The sequence below is a fragment of the Amycolatopsis coloradensis genome, from assembly GCF_037997115.1.
Taxonomy (GTDB): domain Bacteria; phylum Actinomycetota; class Actinomycetes; order Mycobacteriales; family Pseudonocardiaceae; genus Amycolatopsis; species Amycolatopsis coloradensis_A.
This window is the reverse complement of sequence record NZ_CP150484.1, coordinates 2,639,961-2,661,567: the sequence shown is the minus strand read 5'-3', so window position 1 is coordinate 2,661,567 and position 21,607 is coordinate 2,639,961. Positions and strand designations below refer to the sequence as shown.

Below are 21,607 nucleotides of genomic sequence, written 5' to 3'. Positions count from 1 at the left end.
CCTTTTAATCGGCTACCACGCCGATGCTAAGAACGCGAGTTCGGCTACTTCAACGTATGCAACGCACCCCGAGGTGAGCGTGCAGGTCAGCCGCCCAGCGTGGCGAACTCGGACTTGAGCTTTTCGCGAACACCGTTGACGTCGACCGGAGCCCGGACCTCACCTTTGGCCGACGGCTTCGCCTGCACCTGATAGCTGGCGTTCCGATTCGGCAGTTTGAACTTGACCTCGCAGCTCAGGCTCGTCGTGGTGTCCGGCGCCGCGTCGGCGTCCGCCGTGCAGCTCTGCGCGCCGAGGGACTGCGCGGTGAAGTCGACGGTCAGCTTCAGGTGCACGGGCGTCCCGCTCACGCCGCCGATGACGGAGTTGGCGACGTCGATGGTCGCCCGGCAGGTCCCGACGAAGTCCGTGCAGTCCAGCTTGTCGTTGACGACGCTGACCCTGACCTGGGTGAGCGCGTCGAACGGCTGCCCGATCCCGCCGATCGCGCCGTCCAGATCGGTCTGGAGTTTCTTGAGCGCATCCCCGGCGAGCGGCTCGACCAGCATCTCGGCGCCGAGCGTCTTGCCGCCCGCCGCGGCGACGAGGGAAGGCGCGAAACTGACGACACGGTGCGGCGCCGAGGTGGTCACCCGCAGTGTTCCGAGCCCGCTCCCGACGTCGTAGACCTCGGTCCCGTCGGGCAACTTCGAACGGACCGGATCGGTCAACGGGTTCATCCCGGACACCGCGGTCCTGAGCGTCGACGCGGCCTTGCGCGGGCTGAGCACCTCGACGGCGTTCACCGGCAGATCCGAGCTGTCCGTACGGACCCAGTTGGTGCCGTACTGGTCGCTGTCGCCGAGCCCGTGCGCCTTCCAGTACTCCGGCGTCGCCGAGAGGTACAGCTGCTTGTCGGCGGAGATGACCTGGATGGTCTGGCCGTCGACCGGCAGCGCGCCGTGCGCGCTCCCGTTCCGGGTGATCCGGAACTGTAATTCCGCGGGCTGACCCGACGCGTCCTTGATCGTCGATTTGTACACGACGGCCGGAGCCTGCTCCAGCGCCTTCAGCGCGCTCTCGACAGCGCCGCGTTGCTCCGCGCGCCGATCCACCCGCTGCTGCTCGGCGGACGGGATCCCGGCCGCCCCGTCGATCGCGACGTCGCAACCGGCCACGAGGCAGCACAGGGCGGCGATCGCGCCGATCTTCGACCGTCGTGCCGGCATTCCGTCCCCTTAGTCTCGCGTGCGAGCAGATCACACCTTAGAAAAGGGGTCGTGCACCACCGCATCCGCGGGTTCGCGAAGCAGCTGTCACCGACTTGTCACCTGTACGAGCCACCCGCCGGGACCCCCGCACGACCGGTTGGTCTACACTTTCCCGGTCTCGGCGAGGCGGGTTCCGTGAGCACCTGGTGCCCGACGTGATCGACGCGGCGGCTTGAGTGGCCACACGCGGTCGAGCACGCCTGTGGAATTCGCCGCCGAACACCAGAACCGCCCCGAACCATCCCCACCTCAGCATGCTTTCGCTGAACATGTTGGTGAATTGAAGGAGTGCTACACCGTGTCCGAGGTACGCCTGTCCGTCGAGCCCCGCACCGAATTCGGCAAGGGTGCCGCGCGCCGCACGCGTCGCGCCGGCAAGATCCCCGCGGTGCTGTACGGGCACGGCTCGGAACCGCGCCACTACGCCCTGCCCGCCATCGAGTTCGCCCGCGTCGTGCGTGAGAACGGCAGCAACGCCGTCATCACCCTCGACCTCGAGGGCAAGAGCGAGCTGGCGCTGACGAAGACCATCGTCGTCCACCCGCTGAAGAACTACATCGAGCACGTCGACCTGCTGGTCGTCATCCGCGGCGAGAAGGTCACCGTCGACGTCCCCGTCGTCGTCACCGGCACCCCCGGCCCGGGCACCCTGGTCACCACCGACCTCGACACCATCCAGATCGAGGTCGAGGCGCTGCACATCCCCGAGCAGGTCGAGCTCTCGGTCGAGGGCGTCGAAGCCGGCACCCAGATCCTCGCCTCGCAGGTCACCCTGCCGCAGGGCGCCACCCTGGTCACCGACCCCGAGGCGCTGGTCGTCGCCGTCAACGAGGCGCCGTCCGAGTCCTCGCTCGAGGGCGACGAGGCCGAGGCTGCGGAGACCACCGCCGAGGACGCCGAATAAAGTCACCGATGTGACCGAAGCAGTACTTCCCGGGGCCGGCGAGCAGATCCTGCTCGTCGGCCTCGGCAATCCCGGCCCCCAATACGCGGGCAACAGGCACAACGTCGGCTTCATGGTGCTCGACGAACTCGCCGGCCGCGTCGGCGGCAAGTTCAAGACCCACAAGAGCGGTGCCGAGGTCCTCGAAGGCAGGCTAGCCGGGCAGCGAGTGGTCCTGGCGAAGCCGCGCTCGTACATGAATCTCTCGGGCGGCCCCGTCGTGGGCGCGGCCCGGTTCTACAAGATCCCCCCGGCCGGTGTCGTGGTCGTCCACGACGAGCTGGACGTCGACTTCGGCGCGCTCAAGATGAAACTGGGCGGCGGCGACAACGGCCACAACGGTCTCCGCTCGATCACCAAATCGCTGGGCACGAAGGACTACTACCGGGTCCGGTTCGGTGTCGGCCGCCCTCCGGGACGGCAGGATCCGGCGGATTTCGTGCTGAAAGACTTCTCGACGGTCGAACGCAAAGAACTCGCTTTCGAGATCGATCGTTGCGCCGATGCCGTTGAAGCGCTCATCAGCACCGGTCTCGCCGCGGCCCAGAACACCTTCCACGCTGGGTGAACCCGCTCACATGTCAGTGCGTTACAGCTCGTCACTCGAAGGCGTTTCACCACGCCCCTGATCGAGTCGTGGAATAGCGCGAGCTCTTCCGGGGAACTCTCAAACCCGTTAGGACGGAATGCGGAGATCGCATTCCCCACCGAAACCGGAGAGAGTTTCATGTCGTTTACGGCCGAAGACATCACCGGCGCCACTTTCCCGAACGCCCCGATCGGGCGACGCGGATATGCCAAACACGAGGTCGACGCGTTCCTGGAACGGATCGCCGACACGATCTCGGACCGTGACGACCTGACGGCCGCCGAGGTCCACCACGTCATGTTCTCGCGTCCGTTGATCGGTAAGCGCGGCTACGACGAACGCGAAGTCGACGATTTCCTCGACAAGGTCGAAGCACAGCTCGCCCACCGGACCGGCCAGCACGCGCTCGGCGTGCCCGGCGCTCGCGAAGAGGACGAAGCGAACGCCGAACGCGCCGTCCCGGACCGCGGCCCCGTCGAGTTCCTGCGGGAGCGCTAGTGCCCGTCACCGCCTTCGAGGCCAGAACCCGGCAGTTCGACCGGGCGCCGATCGGCGCCCGCGGCTATCACGAGCCCGCGGTCGACGCCTTCCTCGAACGGGTCGCGGCGACCCTCGACGGCGATGACGACCTGTCGGTTTCAGACGTCCACAACGTGGCTTTCGCCAAAGCCCCGCTGTCGAAACGAGGCTACGACCCGGCAGCCGTCGACGCGTTCCTGCGAGACGTCGAGGGAACACTGGCCGGGCTGTCCCATTCCGCCGGCTACTACATAGCGCCTGCCTTGGAGCACACCCATACCCGCAAGCCACCTTGGCGACGCCGCTGACCACCGGGAGGTGCAGCGAAGGGGCCGGGTCCGCGATCTTCGCGGCCCCGGCCCCTTCGTGTCAGCTGGTCGCCGCGTTCTTGGCGATCTTGTCCGCGAACTGGACGGCGGTCGCGGCCCGCTTCACCTTGCCCGAGGGCGTCTTGGGCAGGCTTCCCGCCGGGAGCACCACGACCGCGAAGGGCCGCATGTCGACGGCGCCGCGCACCTTGGCCGCGACCTCCTTCGCCAGCGCCTTCTCCGCTTCCGGATCCCCGGCGAGTTTCGATTCGACCACGACGGCGAACCGTTCACGGCGGCTGCCGGCGTCGAGCCGCACGGCCACGGCGTTCCCCGCTCGGACCCCCTCGACCGAGGTCGCCGCGCGTTCGATATCGGTCGGGTACAGGTTCCGGCCGCCCATGATGATGACGTCCTTGCGACGGCCGCAGATGACGATCATGCCATCGACCAGGTAGCCGAGGTCACCGGTGAGCAGCCAGCCGTCCTCGTCCTGCGTCGCGAGCGGCCCTTCCATGGTCAGGTACCCCGGTGTCACGGCCTCGCCGCGCAGGCGGATCTCCCCGACCTCGCGTTCTCCGAGCACCGTTCCCTTGTCGTCGACGATCTCGGCCTCGAGCCCGTCGAGCGGCGGCCCGAGCACCGCGAACGACCGGACTTCGTCGGTCCCCCGACGCGGGTCGCCCTCGGGGACCGGCACCGCGCGGTTGTCCGCCTCGAGCGCGTCGGCCTCGACCACGTCCAGCGTCAAGCCGGTGAACAACGGCGCGAACGAAACCGCAAGAGTCGCCTCCGCCATGCCGTACGCGGGGAACACGCATTCGGCGGGCATCTTGAAGCGTTCCCCAGCCTCGACGAACGTCTTCACGGCTGTTTCGTCGATCGGCTCGGCGCCGTTCAGCGCGATCCGGAGCTTCGAGAGGTCGTACGCGTCGTCGTCCTCGACACGGGCCATCCGCCTGCCCACGATCGCGTACGCGAAGTTCGGCGCGGCCGTGGTCGTGCCGTTGTACTTGCTGATCAGCTGCGGCCAGATCAACGGTCCCGACAGGAACTCCAGCGGCGTGATCTTGACGAGCTCGACGCCGAACGTCATCGGCACCGTCAGGAACCCGACCATCCCCATGTCGTGGAAGGTGGGCAGCCACGAGACCATCACGTCGACGTCGAAATCGAACTCTGCCCGGTCGACCATCGCCTTGACGTTCGAATACAGGTTCCCGTAGGTGATCCGAACGGCCTTCGGGTCGGCCGTCGACCCGCTGGTCAGCTGCAGGAGCGCCGTGTCCGATTCGGCTGTCGGCACGGGCTCCGCCAGCGGTTCGGCCTCGAGCAGCTCGGTGATGACCTGGAAGGCGATGCCGTGCTCCGTGAGCACCGGCGCCAGCTGATCGAACGGCTCACCGAGCAGAACCAGGCCGGACCCGATCATCCGCAGCACGCGAACGGTGTCCTCGGCCCATTCGGCGAGGTCGGTGCGCTGCGTCGGCTGGTGCAGCATCGTCACGCTGCCGCCGGCGAGCCAGACCGCCTGAACCGTCGGCGCGATCAGCGACGGCGCCGCCGCCAGTACCGCGACCGCTTTGCCGGGCTCCAGCCCAGCCGTCACCAGACCCCCGGCGACCCGCTTGGCCTGCTCGTGAATCTCGGCCCACGTACGCCGAACCGGCTCCTTGGGCTCCCCGGTGACCATTCCCCGCTGCTGACCTCGCCCCGCCGCGGTGGCGACGAGCGTGTCCACGAACCGACTCATGCGCGTCACACTACTGTCCGCGCTGAACGGCCCGCTCGCCGTCGAGCGAACTCATTCGATCGCTTCGGAGGTCTCGAGCCACTGGGCCTCGACCTCCTCCTTCTCCGTTTCGACGGCTTTCAATTCGGTGTTCAGCTCGATGAGTTTCGTCGGATCGGTCGCCGCGGCGAGCAGCGCCGCATGCAGCTTCTCTTCCTTCGCGTGCAGCTGGTCGAGCTTGCGCTCGAGGCGGGACAGCTCCTTCTGGGCCGCTCGCTGTTCCGCGGCGTTCTTCCTGGGCGCGGAGGCCTGCGCGTTGCCGCTCTTCCGGTCTCCGCCGGCCTTCTCGAGGCTCTTGGCGCGCCGGTCGAGGTACTCCTCGATCCCGCCCGGCAGGTGGGTCACTTGCCCGTCCCCGAACAAGGCCACGATCGTGTCGCAGACGCGTTCCACCAGGTATCGGTCGTGCGAAACGACGACGAGGCTGCCCGGCCAGGAATCCAGCAGATCTTCGAGCTGCTGCAAGGTGTCGATGTCGAGGTCGTTCGTCGGTTCGTCGAGCAGCAGCACGTTGGGCTCGGCCATCAGGAGCCGGCACAGCTGCAGACGGCGCCGTTCACCACCGGAAAGGTCCTCGACCGGCGTCCACTGCCTCGCGGCGGGGAAACCCAGCTTTTCGGCCAGCTGGGAAGCGGTCAGCTCCTGCTTGCCGAACACGACCCGGCCGGAGACCTCTTCGATCGCCTGCAGCACGCGCAGATCGCCCGGCAGGTCATCGAGCTCCTGGCGCAGATGCGCGAGGCTGACCGTCTTGCCCTGGATTCGCCGCCCCGTCTCGGGTTCCCTGTCGCCGCCGAGCAGCTTGAGGAGCGTCGTCTTGCCGGACCCGTTGACGCCGACCAGGCCGATCCGATCGCCGGGCCCGATCCGCCAGGTGACGTGATCGAGCAGAGTGCGGTCGCCGACGGTCAACGTGGCGTCCTCGATCTCCAGCACGGTCTTCCCCAGCCGACGGCGGGCGAACGCCTGCAGCTCGACCGAATCACGCGGCTCCGGCACGTCGGAGATCAACGCCTCCGCCGCCTCGACGCGGTATCGCGGCTTCGACGTCCTGGCCTGCGGACCGCGACGCAGCCATGCGAGCTCTTTACGTGCCAGGTTCTGCCGCTTTTCCTCGGCCGTCGCCGCAAGCCTCGCCCGCTCGGCCCGCGCGAAGATCCAGTCCGCGTATCCGCCTTCGTACTGCTCGACGCGACCGTTGGCGACCTCCCAGGTCACACTCGCGACCGTGTCGAGGAACCACCGGTCGTGGGTGACGACCACGACCGCGATCTTGCGGTTGAGCAGGTGATCCGCGAGCCAGCGCACACCTTCCACGTCGAGGTGGTTGGTGGGCTCGTCGAGGACGACGAGGTCCAGTTCACCGGTGAGGGCGGCCGCCAACGCGACACGGCGCCGTTCGCCACCTGACAGGTTCGCCGTCGCCTTCTCGATACCGAGAGCGGTGATGCCCAAACCATCCATAATGGACCGGACGCGCGCGTCAGCGGCCCACTCGTGCTCCGCGCCGTAGCGCTCGAGCACGACGTCTCCGACCGTGCTGCCGTCGGGAAGTTCGGTCCGCTGGGTGACCACCGCCATCCGCAGACCCCGGACTTGACTGACACGTCCCGCGTCCGGCTCGCTGATCCCCGCGAGGACCTCCAGCAGCGTCGTCTTCCCGCCCCCGTTGAGACCGACGACACCGATACGCTGCCCCTCCGCCACACCGAGCGAAACACCGTCGAGCAGCGGGCGCACCCCGAAGGACTTGCTCACCGACTCCAGGTTGACCAAGTTGGCCATGCCTCAGCCGATCCTTTCCAAAAGCTCGCACCACGAACGAATTAGTCGGTGTCCATTTCGGACACCCTCATGCGTGCACCCGAGGCGGCGACGGCCGCGGCGCGTCGTCTCCGCCGACCAGCCGGGCTCCGGGGACCGGCCCGTGCGCGACGCGCACCGTGCGACAGACACCCGCGCCGGACAGCTCCGCGGCCACCTCGACGGCCGACTGGGCGTCCGCGCACAGGAACGCACAGGTCGGCCCGGATCCGGACACGGTGCCGGCGAGCGCACCCGCGTTGACTCCCGCCCTCAATGTGCGGCGCAGCCCCGGACGCAACGAGACAGCGGCCGCCTGCAGGTCATTGCCGAGAAGCAGCGCCAGCTGCCGCGGGTCGCCGGATGCCAGCGCCTCCACCACCGGAGTGTGCGAGCCGATTCGCGGCGGGCTGCCCTCTTCACGCAACTTGTCCAGCTCGCCGAACACCCGTGGAGTCGAAAGCCCACGCTGGTCGAAGGCCAGGACCCAGTGGAAGGTGTGCCTCGACAAGACAGGCACCAGCTGCTCGCCTCGGCCGGTGCCCAGCGCTGTCCCGCCGTAGAGCGCGAAAGGTACATCACTACCGAGCTTCGCGGCGATACCCGCCAGTTCGTCCCGGGAGATGTCGAGCTTCCAAAGCGACGCGAGCCCCACCAGCGTCGCGGCCGCGTCGGCACTGCCACCGGCCATCCCGCCCGCGACCGGGATGCCTTTGCGCAACACGACTCTGACCTTGGACTCGCCGTCCGCCTTGCCGACGTGGGCCGCCAACGCCTGCGCCGCCTTCCAGGCCAGGTTGTTGGCTCCTGTCGGTACGGAACCTTCACCTTCGCCGTAGACCTCGACGCCGGGGTCCTCGGTGACCGCGACGGTCACCTCGTCGGTCAGGGAAAGCGCCTGGAACACGGTCACCAGCTCGTGGTAACCGTCCGGGCGTACGTCACCGACCGACAGGTGCAGGTTGACCTTGGCGGGAACCCTGACGGTCACTGGGGGCGGTACGACGGCGAGCACGCGTCAAGCCTACGTGGCCGCTCCACTTGTGCTGTCACCAGGAGAAAGAGAACGGACGGGTCGGACGCGAACGGGCCGCCCCGGACGAAGTTCGTCCTGAGCGGCCCGTTCGCGGAGAAATCAGGCGGCGACACCCTGCGGACCGCGGACCGGGTGGGTCACGTGACCGCCACGTTCGGCGATCCAGGCGAGCGCGGCGTCCGCGCGCTCACCACGCACCCCGACGCGGAACCGGCCGACCGGCGTGTCGCCGATCCGGGTCAGGCCGCCCCCGATGGTGGCGAGTTCGACGTCGAAGCGACCGGCGGCCTCCGGCAGCAGCGCACCGACCGAGGCGAAGCCGACGAGCACGACGTCCACCGCGCGGTCGTACTTCGAGGCCTGTGCCCGCCCGGTTTCGATGGCGGGAAGCAGCGCCTGCGCGGTCCGGCTGTTCGGGTCGGAGACCAGGTCGAGCACGGTTCCGCGTTCGATGATCGCGCCGGCCTCCAGAACCGCGACGTCGTCGCAGACACGACGGACCACGCCGGCATCGGGAGTGGTGAGCAGCACGGTGACGCCGAGCTCGGCGCGCGCGCGGTCGAGCACGGTCAGGACCGCGCCGGACTCCTCGGGCTGCACGCCCGCGGTCGGGTCGTCGGCCAGGAGCACGGACGGCCCGGCGGCCAGCGCCTTGGCGATGGCCACGCGGCGCAGCTGCCCCGCGGACAAGTCGCCCGGTCGCTGCCCCGCACGGGGGGTGAGCCCGACCAGGTCGAGCAGGTTGCCGACCCGGTTGCGGCGCTGCGGCCCGTCGAGGCCGAGCTGCTCGAGCGGCGAAGCGATGTTGCCGGCGATGGTGCGCTCGGCGAGCAATTCCGGCTTGGTGCTCACGACTCCGACCTGGCGCCGGATTTCGCGGAGCCGGCGTCCGTCGAGTGTCCCGGTGTTGAGGCCGTCGAGACGGACGACGCCGCGGTCGGGACGCTCCTGAAGACCGATGCAACGAGCGAGGGTCGATTTGCCGGAGCCCGCCGGACCGACGACTCCGAACAGCGAGCCTGCTTGGATGTCCACGCTCACATCGCGCAGTGCGACGACGGGATTTCCGTTGAGGGGAAAGGATTTGGACAGGTTTTCGACAGTGATCACGAAAGGCTCCATGCACATGGGGCGCTGCTTCTTTCGAGCGCGCCGACCGTCACCGAGTAACCGTCCGGGAAACGGACGGATTCAGAGATAAGGGAATGAACTCAGGCAGTAACGGTGGAGCGTCGACACGCACTTACCGTGCGGCGACCTTCATCGACGACACGTCGCCTGGTCAGCAGGAGCGGGTGGGTGACCCTGTTCATTAGGCACAGCCTCCATCGGTCCTGGCTGTAGCACCTGCCCTGTGGAGGGTGGTTGCTGCGACTTCGGCGAGCCAGGTCTCTCAGTCGCTCGGGATGGCCTACTGAGTAAAACCGATCCCACTGGATGAAAGCAAGCGCGTAGGCGCAGATCACACGTCTGGTCGCGTCCATCATACAGGATTGGCTGTTCATATTCTGAGACGCCGACTGGCATCTCAGATCCGCGCTAGGCGCGCTGCCTGCTAAGACGAGTCCGCCCACGCCGAATCCAGAGGTGGATCTCGCAGACGCACAGCCTTGACCTGCCGCCGTTCGCGCGGCTCCGGTCACACGGGTGGCAGGTGATCAGCCGGCAGCCGCGGCGATCCGGGCGAACTGATGAACGTCCAGCTGCTCCCCGCGGGTCTTGGGGTCGATGCCGGCCTTTTCGAGCAATTCCCCTGCGCGTTCGGCGGAACCGGCCCACGACGCCAACGCGGCGCGCAAGGTCTTCCGCCTTTGCGAGAAGGCGGCGTCGACCACCGCGAACAGCCGCTCTCGGTCCACGGACGACACCACGTCGCCCCGTTCGAACGCGACCAAGGCGGAGTCGACGTTCGGAACAGGCCAGAACACCGCCCTGGGCACTGCCGCGACCTTGCGCGTCTTCCCGTACCAGGCGAGCTTGACGCTGGGTACGCCGTAAGTCCGACTTCCCGGACCAGCCGCCATCCTGTCCGCGACCTCGGTCTGAACCATTACGAGACCACTGGTCAGCGACGGCAGTTCGGCGAGCAGGTGGAGCACGACGGGAACGGCGACGTTGTACGGCAGGTTCGCGACGAGCGCCGTCGGCCGTGCGGGCAGGTCGTCCGCGGTGATCCGCAACGCGTCCGCGCCGACGACCGTGAGCCTTTCGGCCCCACCTCGTTCGGCCACGGTGCTCGGCAGCCGCCCCGCCAGAACAGGATCGATTTCGACCGCGACGACCTCGGCGCCAGTCGCGAGCAGCCCGAGTGTCAGCGAGCCGAGGCCCGGCCCGACCTCCAGGACGACGTCCCCTTCGCCGATCCCCGAGAGGTCGACGATGCGGCGCACCGTGTTGGGATCGTGCACGAAGTTCTGGCCGAGCTTCTTGGTCGGACGCACGTCCAGCTCGGCCGCCAGCGCCCTGATTTCCGCAGGACCGAGCAGTTCAGTCACCCGACGATCGTAACCAGGCCCGGTAAGCCACGATTGGCCGGTGGACGACGTCGTACTCGATGGTGACAAAGTCCGGCTGCGCGACTGGCGCCCGTCCGACCTCGGGCCGCTTCGCGACCTACTCGATCCCGCGCGGCCTTGGCACGAAACGAACGGCCCCTACTTCGGCACCCCGACCACTGCCGCTGCCGAATCCACGGCACGGGAACTCACCACGCCCAAGAGCGAGCCGCCCGATCCCCGCGCCAGCCTCGCCGTGTGCGACCTGAGCGACGGAAGGTTGATCGGCCGGGTCAGCTGGTACTGGGAAAGCAGGCAGACCGACTGGCGACGGATGGGGTTGGTCATCTACGACGAGCGGTACTGGGGCGGCGGATTCGGCACCGAGGCCTTGCGCATGTGGACGACCTACTTGTTCTCCCGCACCGACGCGCTCCGCCTGGACTTCGCCACGTTCTCGGGTAACCCGGGAATGATCGCCGTCGGGCGACGGCTCGGGTTCGTCGAAGAAGGCCGGTTCCGGCGCGCCCGGCGCTGGTCCGGCGGCGTCCACGATGCCGTCGTCTACGGGGTGCTCCGCGAGGAGTGGGGCCAGATGCATCACCCGAGCCAGGCGCGAGCCTGATCCGAACCCACCATCCGGATGGCTTTTCCGAAGCGACACGCATCCCACTCAAGGGTGATCGGCGCAGGTCGGCGCAGCCGGAGCGTAATGATCATCCACCCGATCGATACCGTGCATTCGTTCGAATCAGCCTCGACAATCGAGGGATGACCAGCACAAACATTCCCAAGGCCTTCCCGCTCAACCTGCCGGAAGGTGACGCCGAACTGCTTCTCGACGAGTTGCAGACGCGGCTACGCGAAGGGCGACGTCTTGTCGCCGAGGTCGGCCAGATCCTGGCCGAGATCGAGTCACGTGGGGTCCGTGAGCTCTACGGGCACAACTCGATCGCCGTCTTCTACGAGCATGTGGCCCGGGTACCTCGAGCAGAGGCTCAGAGAGTGACCGGCAGAGCGCTGGCGCTCAATTCGAGACGGGCGCGCGACGGCACGTCGATCGGCCCCGTCGCGCCCCTGACCGGTACTGCGGCCACCACCGGCGCGCTGGCCGAGGCCAGCATCGACCGGATCGTCACGGTCATGAAGAGGCTGCCCGAGCACGTCACCGCGAGCGCACGCCTCGAGGCCGAGGAGGGCTTGGTCGAGCTCGCCCGCGTCGCGAGACCGCGCGACGTCACGGTGGCGGGCACAGACCTGCTAGCACAACTGAACCCGGATGGAAAACCCAAAGACGATCCCGCTCCGCAAAGGCGGCGGAGCGCCTTCTGGTTGCGCCAGAAACGAACCGGCCGCTGGGACATGCGCGGCGACCTCGATGCCGAGACAGGCGCCCGCCTGAACGCGCTCCTGGTACCACGGGCCTATCCGGCCCCCGATGGAGAAGCCGACGACCGTTCGCCGGCTGAACGACGCGGCGACGCGTTCTCGGAGATCGTCGAGCTCGCGGAAACCGGCCCGGACATCCCTTTGCCCCGGAAGAGCTCGGAGCAGGTCGCCGAGCAGTCCCCGGCTGCCGAGCCCGCCGAGGAGTCGGCAAACCGTCCTAAGCCCGCCCAGGCGCCGCCTCAGGGCCGCCAGAGCCCGCCCCACGGCGGTGGAGGTGTTCGAGAACCGTCGAGGAACGTGGCACATATACGGCCCGCGCGCTGGTGGGAGAGACTCTCGAGACCGAGAGCCGGGAACCTGGCTCAGCCTCCGAAGCCCCTAACGGCCTGAAGGCCACCTTGCGGGCGAACCCGCACGGTGACCTTCAGGAAAGGAGGATGATCTGGCGTCAGGCCCTCTTGCCACAGTGCGGCCAAGCGCCGTAACCGCCACGGTCCTCGCGGACCTTCTCGGCGACAGCGATCTGCTGGGCCTTGCTGGCCTGGTGCGGGTACGCGGCGTACTGGTCGCCGCCGTAGGCGTCCCAGGTGCTCTTGTTGAACTGCAGGCCACCGTAGTAGCCGTTGCCGGTGTTGGCGGACCAGTTACCAGTCGACTCGCACTGAGCGATGCGGTCCCAGGCGCCGGCGTCTCCGATGACCGGATCGGCGGGCTTCTTGGTACCGACCTTGATGATCTTGGGCTTGGCCTCGGTAAGGACCTCTTCCGAGACCTTCTCGCGGCCGACCTCTTTGCCGTTGCGCTTGGTGACCTTGTAGGTCACGGTCTTCTGGCCTGGAGTGCCCGGGTCCTCGACCTTGGTCTTGCCCTTTTCGAGGTTCGGGTCGTCGACCTTCTGCTCGGGCGGCGCGATCTCCTCGTTCTGCTTGACCATGGTGACGCCGGTCCGGCTGATATGGACCTCGGCGCCGTCGACCAGCTTGACGTCGAGACCGCCGACGGCCTCGTCGTCCGGGCCGAGGGTCATCCGGAGCTCACCGAGGAATTCCTTGGTGGTGACCGAGTTGGTCTGAACCTTGCGCGGTTCGTTCGCGCCGTCGTAGACGGTGACGTTCTTGAGGGTCTTGACCTCGACGGTGGCGCCTTCGAGCGGCAGCTCGCCGTTCTGAGGGAGCGAAGTCCAGGTGCCGGCCTTGGCGAGGTCGGCACGACCGAGCTGGTTCAGCGCGTCGCCGAGGTTGGTCGCGCGGACCCAGGACTCCTGCTGCGGTGCGCCGTCGACGATCAGGTTCAGCTTGCGGCCACGCTCCAGCTTGATGACGCCGCCGTCGCCCACCTCGGCCTGAGGCGAGGGCGAGAGCGAGTCGTGCGCGCCGACCGAGAGGCCGGCGTCTTCGAGGACCTCGCCGACGGTGTCGCCGAAGCTGTGGACGGTCTGCTGCTTGCCGTCGACGTCGACCGTGACGCTCTTGTTCATCGCCATCGCGGCCGCGCCGCCACCGCCGAGGGTGAGCAGCACCGCCATGACGGTTCCCTTGAGGAAACGCTTCTTCCAGACGCGGGTCGCGCTCGAGATGACCTCGTCCTTGGTCGCGGCCTTCATCGGCGCGCCCGCGGTGCGGTCCTCGGCCAGCTCGTCCGGGATGACGATCGGCGGGAGCATGGTGGTCTCGGCGCTGATGAGGCGGATCAGCTCGTCGACGTCGACGTCGATCTCGGCCATCAGGGTGTCGGCGTCGGGGCCGAGCGCGGCCAGGACGTCCTGGTGCGTGATGCGCGGATCGTCGGAGTAGTCCAGCTCGCCGTACTGAGTGTCGCGGTCGAGCACGGCAACCGAACCGGAGGAAGCGAAGGTGTTCGTCTCTGCGCCGAGGCGCGAGCCATCCTGCCTACTGCTACCAGTCACTGGGTCGTTCCCTTTCCCAAGACGTCGAGGAGCTCGACAACCACTCCACTACGTCCTTCGTCTCGATGCGCGCTTCGGCACACCTCTAGAAGTCCGACACCCGCAGCCAGCGCCATCGTCACGGTTCCAGGCCGTACCTCTCCTGGTTCCGCTTCCCCGACGTGCACTGACGTGACTGTGGGCGTAACAGCCGGAAACCGCATGAGCGGGTACCGACCGGCACGATCACGGGACAGTAACGAACCTCGCCGGGTTGCGCAAACACCGCCCGGAGTGTCGTGACGTTGGTCACTCATCAGAGTGGACCATTGATGATCACTAATGTCGCAATCCGTTCAACCGGTGGTGACTGTCGGCAAACCGAAGACCCGCTCAGCGGTCATTCGCACAGATTCGGCCACCTCGTGTACCGCCTCGCCCCTGAGCGAGGCGAGGTGCCGGACCGTGTAGGCGGCGCAATACGGCTCGTTCGGTCGCCCACGGAACGGATGTGGGGTCAGGAACGGAGCGTCCGTTTCGACGAGGTACTGGTCCGCCGGAACGATCCGTGCCGCCTCGTGGAGCCCGCGGGCGTTACGGAAGCTGACCGTGCCGGCGAACGAAAGTACGTATCCCGCGTCGACGCACCGGCGCGCGATGTGCTCGTCTCCGGAGAAGCAGTGGAAGACGACCTGCTCGGGCGCTCCCTCTTCCTCGAGGATCCGGAGGACGTCGTCGTGGGCGTCCCGATCGTGGATCATCAGCGGTTTGCCGATCCGCTTGGCGAGATCGATATGCCACCGGAAGGCGTCCTGCTGGGCGTCGTGGGGCGAGTAGTCCCAGTAGTAGTCGAGGCCGGTCTCGCCGACCGCGACCACTCTGGACTCTCTGGCGAGACTCTCCACTTCGGATTTCTCGGGTTCGCCGAAATCCTTGGTGCGTGTGGGATGGATCGCGACGGCGGCCCAGACCCGTGGGTCCCAAGTGGACGCTTGCGCGGCCCAGCGAGCGGCCGCGAGGTCGTCCGCGACGGTGATCACCCGCGAAACACCGGCGCGTTCGGCGCGGTCGACCATGGCTGTCACATCAGCCGCGGTGACCGCGCCGCACGCGTCGAGGTGGGTATGCGCGTCCACCACCGATACCGGCAACCTGTCCGGGATCGGCGGTGGCTCTTTCTTCTCCGCACCCATCAGTCGGTCATTTCGAGATCGGTGCCCATTCGGGACCGGTCTCGCCGAGTTCCGGGTCCAGCTTGGCGAACAGCGGGGTCGGCTTCTCCAGCGGCTTGCCGACCTCGATCGGCACGGACTTCCAGCGTGCCTGCTCGGCCTTGTAGTCGCCGGTGATGATGGGGTTGATCCGGCCGGGGATGTCGAGGTCCTCGACTTCCTGAAGCTCGGGCTGGGCCGCCCAGACGCCCGTGCCACCGAGTGCCTCGTGCACCTTCTGCGCCGAGTGGGGCAGGAAGGGAGTCAGCAGCGTGTTGGCGTCCGAGACGACCTGCAGCGCGGTGTGCAGAACGCTGTCGCGCCGGGCGGGGTCGTCCTTGAGCTTCCAGGGCTCCTGGTCCGACAGGTACCGGTTCGCGGCGGTGACGACACGCATGGCCTCGCTCGCCGCGGCTTTGAACCGTGACCGCTGCAAGTGGGCGCCGGCGGTGTCGAACGCCTTGCGGGAGAGCTCCTTGAGCTCCTCGTCGGCGGCCGTGGGGACGTCGGGGCGAGGAATGGCACCGACGTTCTTGTGGGCCATCGAGATGGACCGGTTGACGAGGTTGCCCCACTCGTTGGCCAGTTCGAAGTTGGTCCGGCGGACGAATTCGTCCCAGGTGAAGTCGGTGTCCTGGGTCTCGGGTCCCGCGACCGAGATGAAGTACCGCAGTGTGTCCGGGCCGAAGTCGCGAAGGAAGTCGTGGACGTAGATGACCGTGCCGCGCGAGGTCGAGAACTTCGAGCCGCTCATGGTGAGGAACTCGCTGGAAACGATCTCGTCGGGCAGGTGCAGCTTGCCGTACTTGCCCGCCACGCCGCCTCGATCGCCTTCGCCGTTGTGGCCGAAGAGCAGCGCGGGCCAGATCTGGGCGTGGAAGGTGATGTTGTCCTTGCCCATGAAGTAGTAGGAGCGGGCGTCCGGGTTGTTCCACCACTCCTGCCAGGCGTCCGGGTTACCGGTGCGCCGCGCCCACTCGACGCTCGCCGAGAAGTAGCCGATGACCGCGTCGAACCAGACGTAGAAGCGCTTGAGCGGCTGGTCGCGCCAGCCGTCCAGCGGAATCTTCACGCCCCAGTCGAGATCGCGGGTGATCGGCCGCGGCCGCATGTCGTCGATCAGGTTCTTCGTGAAGTTGAGGACGTTCGGACGCCAGTCGGTCTTACTGGACAGCCACTTGCCCAGCGTGTCGACGAAGGCCGTCAGGTCGAGGAAGTAGTGCTCGGTCTCGACGAACTTCGGCGTTTCACCGTTGATCCGGGACTTCGGGTTGATCAGTTCGGCGGCGTCGAGCTGGTTGCCGCAGTTGTCGCACTGGTCGCCGCGGGCGCCGTCGTAGCCGCAGATCGGGCACGTGCCTTCGATGTACCGGTCGGGCAGGGTGCGACCTGTGGAGGGGCTGATCGCGCCCCGGGTCGTCTTGGGGACGACATAGCCGTTGCGGTGCAGCGCGAGGAAGATCTGCTGCGTGACCTCTGCGTGGTTGCCCGTGGTGGTGCGGGTGAACAGGTCGTAGGTGAGGCCGAGTCCCTGCAGGTCCTGGCCGATCTGGCGGGTGTACTTGTCGGCCGTCTGCTGGGAGGTCATGCCTTCTTTGTCGGCCTGGACGGTGATCGGGGTGCCGTGTTCGTCGGTACCGGACACCATGAGCACCCGGTTGCCGGCCATTCGCTGGTAGCGGGAGAAGACGTCGGACGGGACGCCGAATCCGGACACGTGGCCGATGTGGCGGGGGCCGTTGGCGTAGGGCCAGGCCACCGCAGTCAACACTGGGGTGCTCATGCTTGTTTAGCCTACGGACGTCGTCTAAGGCATTGTTGTCCGGGAGAGGATCGGAGGCCTCGGTGTCCGCCACGCGTCTGCTGGTGCTGGGTGTTGTGCGCATGTACGGGAAGGCACACGGCTACCAGGTCCGGCGCGAGCTTCTCTCGTGGGCGGCCGACAAGTGGGGCAATGTCCAGCCGGGTTCGATCTATCACGCGCTGAAGAAGATGACCACCGAAGGCCTGCTGGAACAGGTCGAGGACGTCGAGACGGGTGGCGGGCCCGATCGCGTCGCCTACAGACTGACCGAAGACGGCGAGACCGAGTTCCTCGTGCAACTCGGCAGGGCGTTGTCGAGCGACGACGCCACCGGGTACTCGCTGTCTGCGGCGGTCACATTCATGCCGACCCTTCCCCGCGCTCAGGTACTTGCCCTGCTGAAGCAGCAGCTGGCGAACATGGAAGCGCACGCCCAATCGACTCATTACGCCCGTGAGCACGCCGTCGATCTGGGGAAACCGCCGCACGTGAGCGAGCTGTACCGCCTGTGGAGCGCGCACGCGGAAGCGAACGTGAGCTGGATGCGGGATTTGATCGGCCGTCTTGAAGCCGGCGAGTACGTCATGGCGGGCGAAGGCGACGACGAAGCCGTGTTCGGCGCGCCGCCCAAGTAATCAAATTTGACTACGGAACGACTCCTAGGGCACAGTGCGTCCTGCCACTAGTCAAACTTGACTAGCTGGGCGCTCGAAAGGAGTAGACATGATCAAGGCACGCGGCCTTGAGCGGCGGTTCCGCCGCAAGGGCCGCAATGGGGGCGAGGTCCACGCCGTCAAAGGCGTCGATCTCGACGTGTCGGCCGGGGAACTGGTCGGCTTCCTGGGACCGAACGGCGCGGGGAAGACCACGACCCTGCGCATGCTGACGACGCTGCTCAAGCCCACCGCCGGTGAGGCGACGGTCGGCGGCTGCGACCTGCTCGCCGACCCGCTGGGGGTGCGTCGGCGAATCGGCTATGTCGCTCAGGGCGGCGGCACCGCGCCTGCGAGCAAGGTCGTCGAGGAGATCGAATTCCAAGGCAGGCTGTATCGGATGAGCAAGGCGGACGCGCTCGCACGCGGGGCCGTCCTCGCCGAACAACTGGACCTCGCCGGGCTCGACCAGCGGATGACCGCGACTCTGTCGGGCGGACAGCGTCGCCGTCTCGACATCGCGCTCGGGCTGATCCACTCACCCGGTCTCGTCTTCCTCGACGAACCGTCGACAGGGCTCGACCCGCAGAGCCGGGCGAACCTCTGGGACCACATCCGGAGGTTGCGCGACGAGCAAGGTGTCACGGTCTTCCTGACCACGCACTACCTCGACGAGGCCGACGCGCTCTCGGACCGGCTGATCGTCATCGACGACGGGAAGATCGTCGCCGAAGGCACACCGGACTCGTTGAAGGCGCGGGTTTCCGGTGACAGCGTCGTCATCGGGGTCTCACCGGAATCGGCGGCCGAGACCGCGGAGGTCGCGGGCCGCCTCGAAGGAGCACACGAACTGACCGTCACCGACGGCACCGTGCGATTCCGGGTTCCTCGCGGCGACACCGCGATGCCCGAACTGCTTCGAGCACTGGACGCGCGTGGCATCGCGATGGCGTCCATGCAGGTGCACCGGCCGACGCTCGACGACGTCTTCCTGACCCTGACGGGCAGGAGCCTGCGCGACGCCGAAGAAGGCGCGCCGGTCGACGCCGCCGCGGAGAAGGAGACCACGCATGTTGCATGACACCTGGTTGATCTTCCGCCGTGACATGCTCGCGGCGTTGCGCAACCCGACATGGCTGGCCATCGGCGTCATGCAGCCGCTGCTCTACTTGTTCTTCTTCGGACCGCTTCTGGTGAAGGCGCTCAACGCGCAAGGCCTGTCCGATGTGGACGGCTGGATGATCTTCACGCCGGCGATCATCGCGCAGCTCGCGCTGTTCGGCAGCTCATTCGTCGGGTTCGGGCTCCTCGCGGAGTACCGCTCGGGCGTGGTCGAGCGGATGCGGGTCACACCGGTGAGCCGGGTGGCGTTGCTGCTGGGCAAGGTGCTCGCCAACGCGCTGCAGACCGTCGTCCAGGCTTTGCTCATCATCGCGCTGGCGTATCTGGTCTTCGACCTGAACGCACCGTTCGGCGGCGTCGTGCTCAGCCTGGTGATCGTCTTCCTTCTGTCCATCACGTTGGCGTCGTGCTCGTACGCGCTGGCGTTGACCCTCAAGAGCGAAGACACATTCCCGGCTTTGCTCAACGCCGTTCTCATGCCGCTGCTGCTGCTTTCCGGAATCCTGATCCCGATCACCGCGGGCTCGGCGCCGGAGTGGCTGTACACGATTTCCCGCATCAATCCGTTCCGGCACGTGGTGGATGTCGAGCGGAACAGTTTCCGGGGTGACTTCTCGATGGACGCTCTGTTCACCGGGAGCGTCGTGGTGCTGGTCATGGCCGTTCTGGCCATCTGGTGGGGCTCACGGACGTTCCAACGCGAAAACGCCTGAGACACGCTGAACCGAAAGGTCACCTTGCGGCCGCTCCGCGGACGTAGGGTGACCTTTCGGTCGTTCTGGGGCGAAATTCGAGGCAGGTGAGTTCTATCGATCCGGAAGGTGAGCACGGCGTCACCCTCTCCCACCGCGAGACGGTGACGGACTGGGCGGCGGTGCGCGGCGCCGACATCCGGTTCGCGTCGGTCACCGTCACCGAAAACACCAACTGGCGGGACGCAGCGGCGGAACGCAATCTGACCGGCGCGCAGCACGCCGGCATCCATACCGGCGCACGGCACTACGCCCGTCCCGGCGCCGTCCACGACCAGGCCGACCATTTCGTGCGGACCGCGAGCGCGCTCGGCGCGTTCGCACCCGGTTCGCTCGCACCCGCGCTCGAGGTGGAGGCACCCAGCGTCGACGACCGGTTCATCAAGGCGTGGATCAAACACGTCCGGCACGCGGCGCGCGTCGAACGCGTGCTGGTGTACGCGGGGCTCGACTGCTGGACGAACCGCTTGCGGCCGGACAAGTGGGCGGACAGCGAAGTGGTGTTGTGGCTGGTCAGGCACAACGAAATCCCGGGAAGACCGGGATGGTTCCACTCGCGATTGGGCCTGCATCAGCACGGTTTCGGTACCGGGCTGCCCGGTGTGGACGGACCGATCGCGCAGGACGCCGTGGTCTACCCCTTCAAGCTCACGGATGTGCTCTTGTAGTGCTCACTGCGTGACGACGGGTGTGCACGATGTCACCGCGTGGTCGCGGATCTCACTTTCCGGCCGACACGGGTTGCCTTTCCGGCTATCCGGACGGTGACAATGTCGCGTGCGGTTGATGTGCCGGAGGCTGCGGACGGACGTCGGGCCCGAACGGGCGCTGGCGGTCCTCGGGGTACGCGCCGAAAAGCTCGGACTCGCACCGCCCGCCGCACTGTGCGGAGAGTGGTTCTCGTCGCGCGCGGTCATCGCGCTCAACGCTTCCCTGGCTCCTGTCCGGGACGTGGCGGAAGCGTTCGCGATCCCCACCCTGCTGCCTGACGTTCGTAACGCGATACCCGGCGCGGTCGGGGGCGGCTGGTTCGGTTACCTGGGTTATGACTTGACCGATCCCGCCGGCCGGTCCGGCGCGCTTCCTCCGGCTGCCTGGGGCTGGGTCGACAGGGTGCTGCGGCTGGACGCGGACGGTACGTGGTGGTTCGAAGCCCTGGTTCCCGACGACGCCCCGGATCCGGTCGACGAAGTGGCCGCGGTGGAATCCGCCCTTGCCGAGGTTCCCGAAGCGACGGCTTGGAGTTCCGGCCCGTTGTCGCGTCCGCTTCCCTCGGAGCACTACGACGCGGTCAAAGCCTGTGTGCACGCGATCGAAGCCGGAGAGCTGTTCCAGGCGAATATCTGCGCTCGCTTCAGCGGGAAGTTCACCGGCGACCCGATCGCCTTGTTCGCCGAGGGTGCGCGTCGCCTGGGAGCACGCCGGGCGGCGTTCCTCAGCGGCGACTGGGGCTCGGTCGTGTCGTTCTCCCCCGAGCTTTTCCTTGCCAGGAATGGGCGGCACGTCCGGTCGACGCCGATCAAGGGCACGCTGCCGCGGCGGAACGCCGCCGACGCGCATCTCGCGCAGCGGCTGCGGGAATCCACCAAGGACGTCGCCGAGAACGTGATGATCACCGATCTCGTCCGCAACGATCTCGGGCGGGTGTGCGCCACCGGCACCGTACGGGTTCCCGAACTGCTCGCGGTCCGGCCCGCGCCGGGGGTCTGGCATCTGGAGTCCACTGTGGAGGGATCCCTCGCCGACGACATCGACGACGCCGCACTGCTGGCGGCCACCTTCCCGCCGGGCTCCGTCACGGGCGCGCCGAAGATCCGCGCGCTGGATCTGATCGCCGAACTGGAGCCGGCCGCGCGTGGCGTCTACACAGGCGCGATCGGACTCGCTTCGCCGATCGCCGGGCTGGAACTGAACGTCGCGATCAGAACCTTCGAAATCCACGAAGACACGATCGAGCTGGGAGTCGGCGGCGGGATCACCGCCGACTCCGACAGCGAAGCGGAATGGCAGGAATGCCTGCACAAATCCGCCCCGCTGGAGCGCCTGCTCGGCTGAA

Annotated in this window: 20 protein-coding genes and 1 riboswitch; of the genes, 11 read left to right on the top strand and 9 right to left on the bottom strand. The window is 67.4% G+C overall.

Features of this window, described 5'->3' with window-relative positions:
• Positions 1 to 86: 86 nt before the first annotated feature.
• Positions 87 to 1,208, bottom strand: coding sequence for a hypothetical protein (locus LCL61_RS12595; protein ID WP_340687011.1), 1,122 nt, complete (start codon positions 1,206 to 1,208; stop codon positions 87 to 89).
• 340 nt (positions 1,209 to 1,548) lie between these two features.
• Here LCL61_RS12595 and LCL61_RS12590 point away from each other — a divergent pair, with 340 nt between their 5' ends.
• From LCL61_RS12590 to LCL61_RS12575, 4 genes are all read left to right on the top strand, one after another.
• Positions 1,549 to 2,154 (top strand): 50S ribosomal protein L25/general stress protein Ctc, encoded by a 606-nt coding sequence (locus tag LCL61_RS12590; protein WP_340687010.1) that lies wholly within the window; start codon positions 1,549 to 1,551, stop codon positions 2,152 to 2,154.
• Positions 2,155 to 2,164: 10 nt separating this feature from the next.
• A complete protein-coding gene (gene pth / locus LCL61_RS12585; RefSeq protein WP_340687009.1) occupies positions 2,165 to 2,761 on the top strand; it encodes an aminoacyl-tRNA hydrolase in 597 nt (198 codons plus the stop codon).
• 159 nt (positions 2,762 to 2,920) lie between these two features.
• Entirely contained in the window at positions 2,921 to 3,280 is a 360-nt protein-coding gene (locus LCL61_RS12580; RefSeq protein WP_340687008.1) for a DivIVA domain-containing protein, read from the top strand.
• Positions 3,280 to 3,609, top strand: coding sequence for a DivIVA domain-containing protein (locus LCL61_RS12575; protein ID WP_340687007.1), 330 nt, complete (start codon positions 3,280 to 3,282; stop codon positions 3,607 to 3,609). Before LCL61_RS12580 ends, LCL61_RS12575 begins: the two co-directional genes overlap by 1 nt.
• Positions 3,610 to 3,670: 61 nt before the next feature.
• Here the strand turns inward: LCL61_RS12575 and LCL61_RS12570 are convergent, their stop codons facing one another.
• The 5 genes from LCL61_RS12570 to rsmA all read right to left on the bottom strand — a co-directional run bounded on the left by LCL61_RS12570 (position 3,671) and on the right by rsmA (position 10,735).
• The gene (locus tag LCL61_RS12570; RefSeq protein ID WP_340687006.1) at positions 3,671 to 5,362 is read right to left on the bottom strand and encodes a fatty acyl-AMP ligase; all 1,692 of its coding nucleotides are present in this window, start codon (positions 5,360 to 5,362) and stop codon (positions 3,671 to 3,673) included.
• Between the two features lie 51 nt (positions 5,363 to 5,413).
• Positions 5,414 to 7,186: an ABC-F family ATP-binding cassette domain-containing protein gene (locus LCL61_RS12565; RefSeq protein WP_340687005.1), complete on the bottom strand. Its 1,773-nt coding sequence runs from the start codon at positions 7,184 to 7,186 to the stop codon at positions 5,414 to 5,416.
• Between the two features lie 67 nt (positions 7,187 to 7,253).
• On the bottom strand, positions 7,254 to 8,219 hold the full coding sequence (locus tag LCL61_RS12560; RefSeq protein WP_007028772.1) for a 4-(cytidine 5'-diphospho)-2-C-methyl-D-erythritol kinase: 966 nt from the start codon (positions 8,217 to 8,219) through the stop codon (positions 7,254 to 7,256).
• A 120-nt stretch (positions 8,220 to 8,339) separates the two neighbouring features.
• On the bottom strand, positions 8,340 to 9,350 hold the full coding sequence (locus LCL61_RS12555; RefSeq protein WP_340687004.1) for a methionine ABC transporter ATP-binding protein: 1,011 nt from the start codon (positions 9,348 to 9,350) through the stop codon (positions 8,340 to 8,342).
• A gap of 212 nt (positions 9,351 to 9,562) precedes the next feature.
• A riboswitch (SAM riboswitch) is annotated at positions 9,563 to 9,653 on the bottom strand.
• Positions 9,654 to 9,898: 245 nt separating this feature from the next.
• Positions 9,899 to 10,735 (bottom strand): 16S rRNA (adenine(1518)-N(6)/adenine(1519)-N(6))-dimethyltransferase RsmA, encoded by an 837-nt coding sequence (rsmA, locus tag LCL61_RS12550; protein ID WP_219148283.1) that lies wholly within the window; start codon positions 10,733 to 10,735, stop codon positions 9,899 to 9,901.
• A gap of 40 nt (positions 10,736 to 10,775) precedes the next feature.
• On the opposite strand from rsmA, the gene LCL61_RS12545 reads away from it, so the two are divergent.
• On the top strand, positions 10,776 to 11,360 hold the full coding sequence (locus LCL61_RS12545) for a GNAT family protein (RefSeq protein ID WP_340687003.1): 585 nt from the start codon (positions 10,776 to 10,778) through the stop codon (positions 11,358 to 11,360).
• Positions 11,361 to 11,506: 146 nt separating this feature from the next.
• Complete coding sequence (locus LCL61_RS12540) at positions 11,507 to 12,514, top strand: DUF222 domain-containing protein (protein ID WP_340687002.1); 1,008 nt, start codon at positions 11,507 to 11,509, stop codon at positions 12,512 to 12,514.
• Positions 12,515 to 12,572: 58 nt separating this feature from the next.
• On the opposite strand, the gene LCL61_RS12535 is transcribed toward LCL61_RS12540, so the two are convergent.
• The 3 genes from LCL61_RS12535 to metG form a co-directional block, all read right to left on the bottom strand.
• Positions 12,573 to 13,952: a transglycosylase family protein gene (locus LCL61_RS12535; RefSeq protein ID WP_340688558.1), complete on the bottom strand. Its 1,380-nt coding sequence runs from the start codon at positions 13,950 to 13,952 to the stop codon at positions 12,573 to 12,575.
• A 413-nt stretch (positions 13,953 to 14,365) separates the two neighbouring features.
• Positions 14,366 to 15,202, bottom strand: a complete 837-nt coding sequence (locus LCL61_RS12530; RefSeq protein ID WP_340687001.1) for a TatD family hydrolase — start codon at positions 15,200 to 15,202, stop codon at positions 14,366 to 14,368.
• A 7-nt stretch (positions 15,203 to 15,209) separates the two neighbouring features.
• Positions 15,210 to 17,003, bottom strand: coding sequence for a methionine--tRNA ligase (gene metG / locus LCL61_RS12525; RefSeq protein WP_340687000.1), 1,794 nt, complete (start codon positions 17,001 to 17,003; stop codon positions 15,210 to 15,212).
• Between the two features lie 62 nt (positions 17,004 to 17,065).
• Between metG and LCL61_RS12520 the strand changes: the two genes are divergently transcribed.
• The 5 genes from LCL61_RS12520 (at position 17,066) to LCL61_RS12500 (ending at position 21,606) form a co-directional block, all read left to right on the top strand.
• On the top strand, positions 17,066 to 17,659 hold the full coding sequence (locus LCL61_RS12520) for a PadR family transcriptional regulator (RefSeq protein ID WP_340686999.1): 594 nt from the start codon (positions 17,066 to 17,068) through the stop codon (positions 17,657 to 17,659).
• Between the two features lie 88 nt (positions 17,660 to 17,747).
• Positions 17,748 to 18,758 carry an ATP-binding cassette domain-containing protein gene (locus LCL61_RS12515; protein WP_340686998.1) on the top strand — a complete coding sequence of 337 codons (1,011 nt, stop codon included), beginning with the start codon at positions 17,748 to 17,750 and terminating at the stop codon, positions 18,756 to 18,758.
• Positions 18,748 to 19,512 carry an ABC transporter permease gene (locus LCL61_RS12510; RefSeq protein WP_340686997.1) on the top strand — a complete coding sequence of 255 codons (765 nt, stop codon included), beginning with the start codon at positions 18,748 to 18,750 and terminating at the stop codon, positions 19,510 to 19,512. Before LCL61_RS12515 ends, LCL61_RS12510 begins: the two co-directional genes overlap by 11 nt.
• Positions 19,513 to 19,598: 86 nt before the next feature.
• Positions 19,599 to 20,219 carry a glycoside hydrolase family 25 protein gene (locus tag LCL61_RS12505; protein ID WP_340686996.1) on the top strand — a complete coding sequence of 207 codons (621 nt, stop codon included), beginning with the start codon at positions 19,599 to 19,601 and terminating at the stop codon, positions 20,217 to 20,219.
• 109 nt (positions 20,220 to 20,328) lie between these two features.
• Complete coding sequence (locus LCL61_RS12500) at positions 20,329 to 21,606, top strand: aminodeoxychorismate synthase component I (protein WP_340686995.1); 1,278 nt, start codon at positions 20,329 to 20,331, stop codon at positions 21,604 to 21,606.
• Position 21,607: the final 1 nt, after the last annotated feature.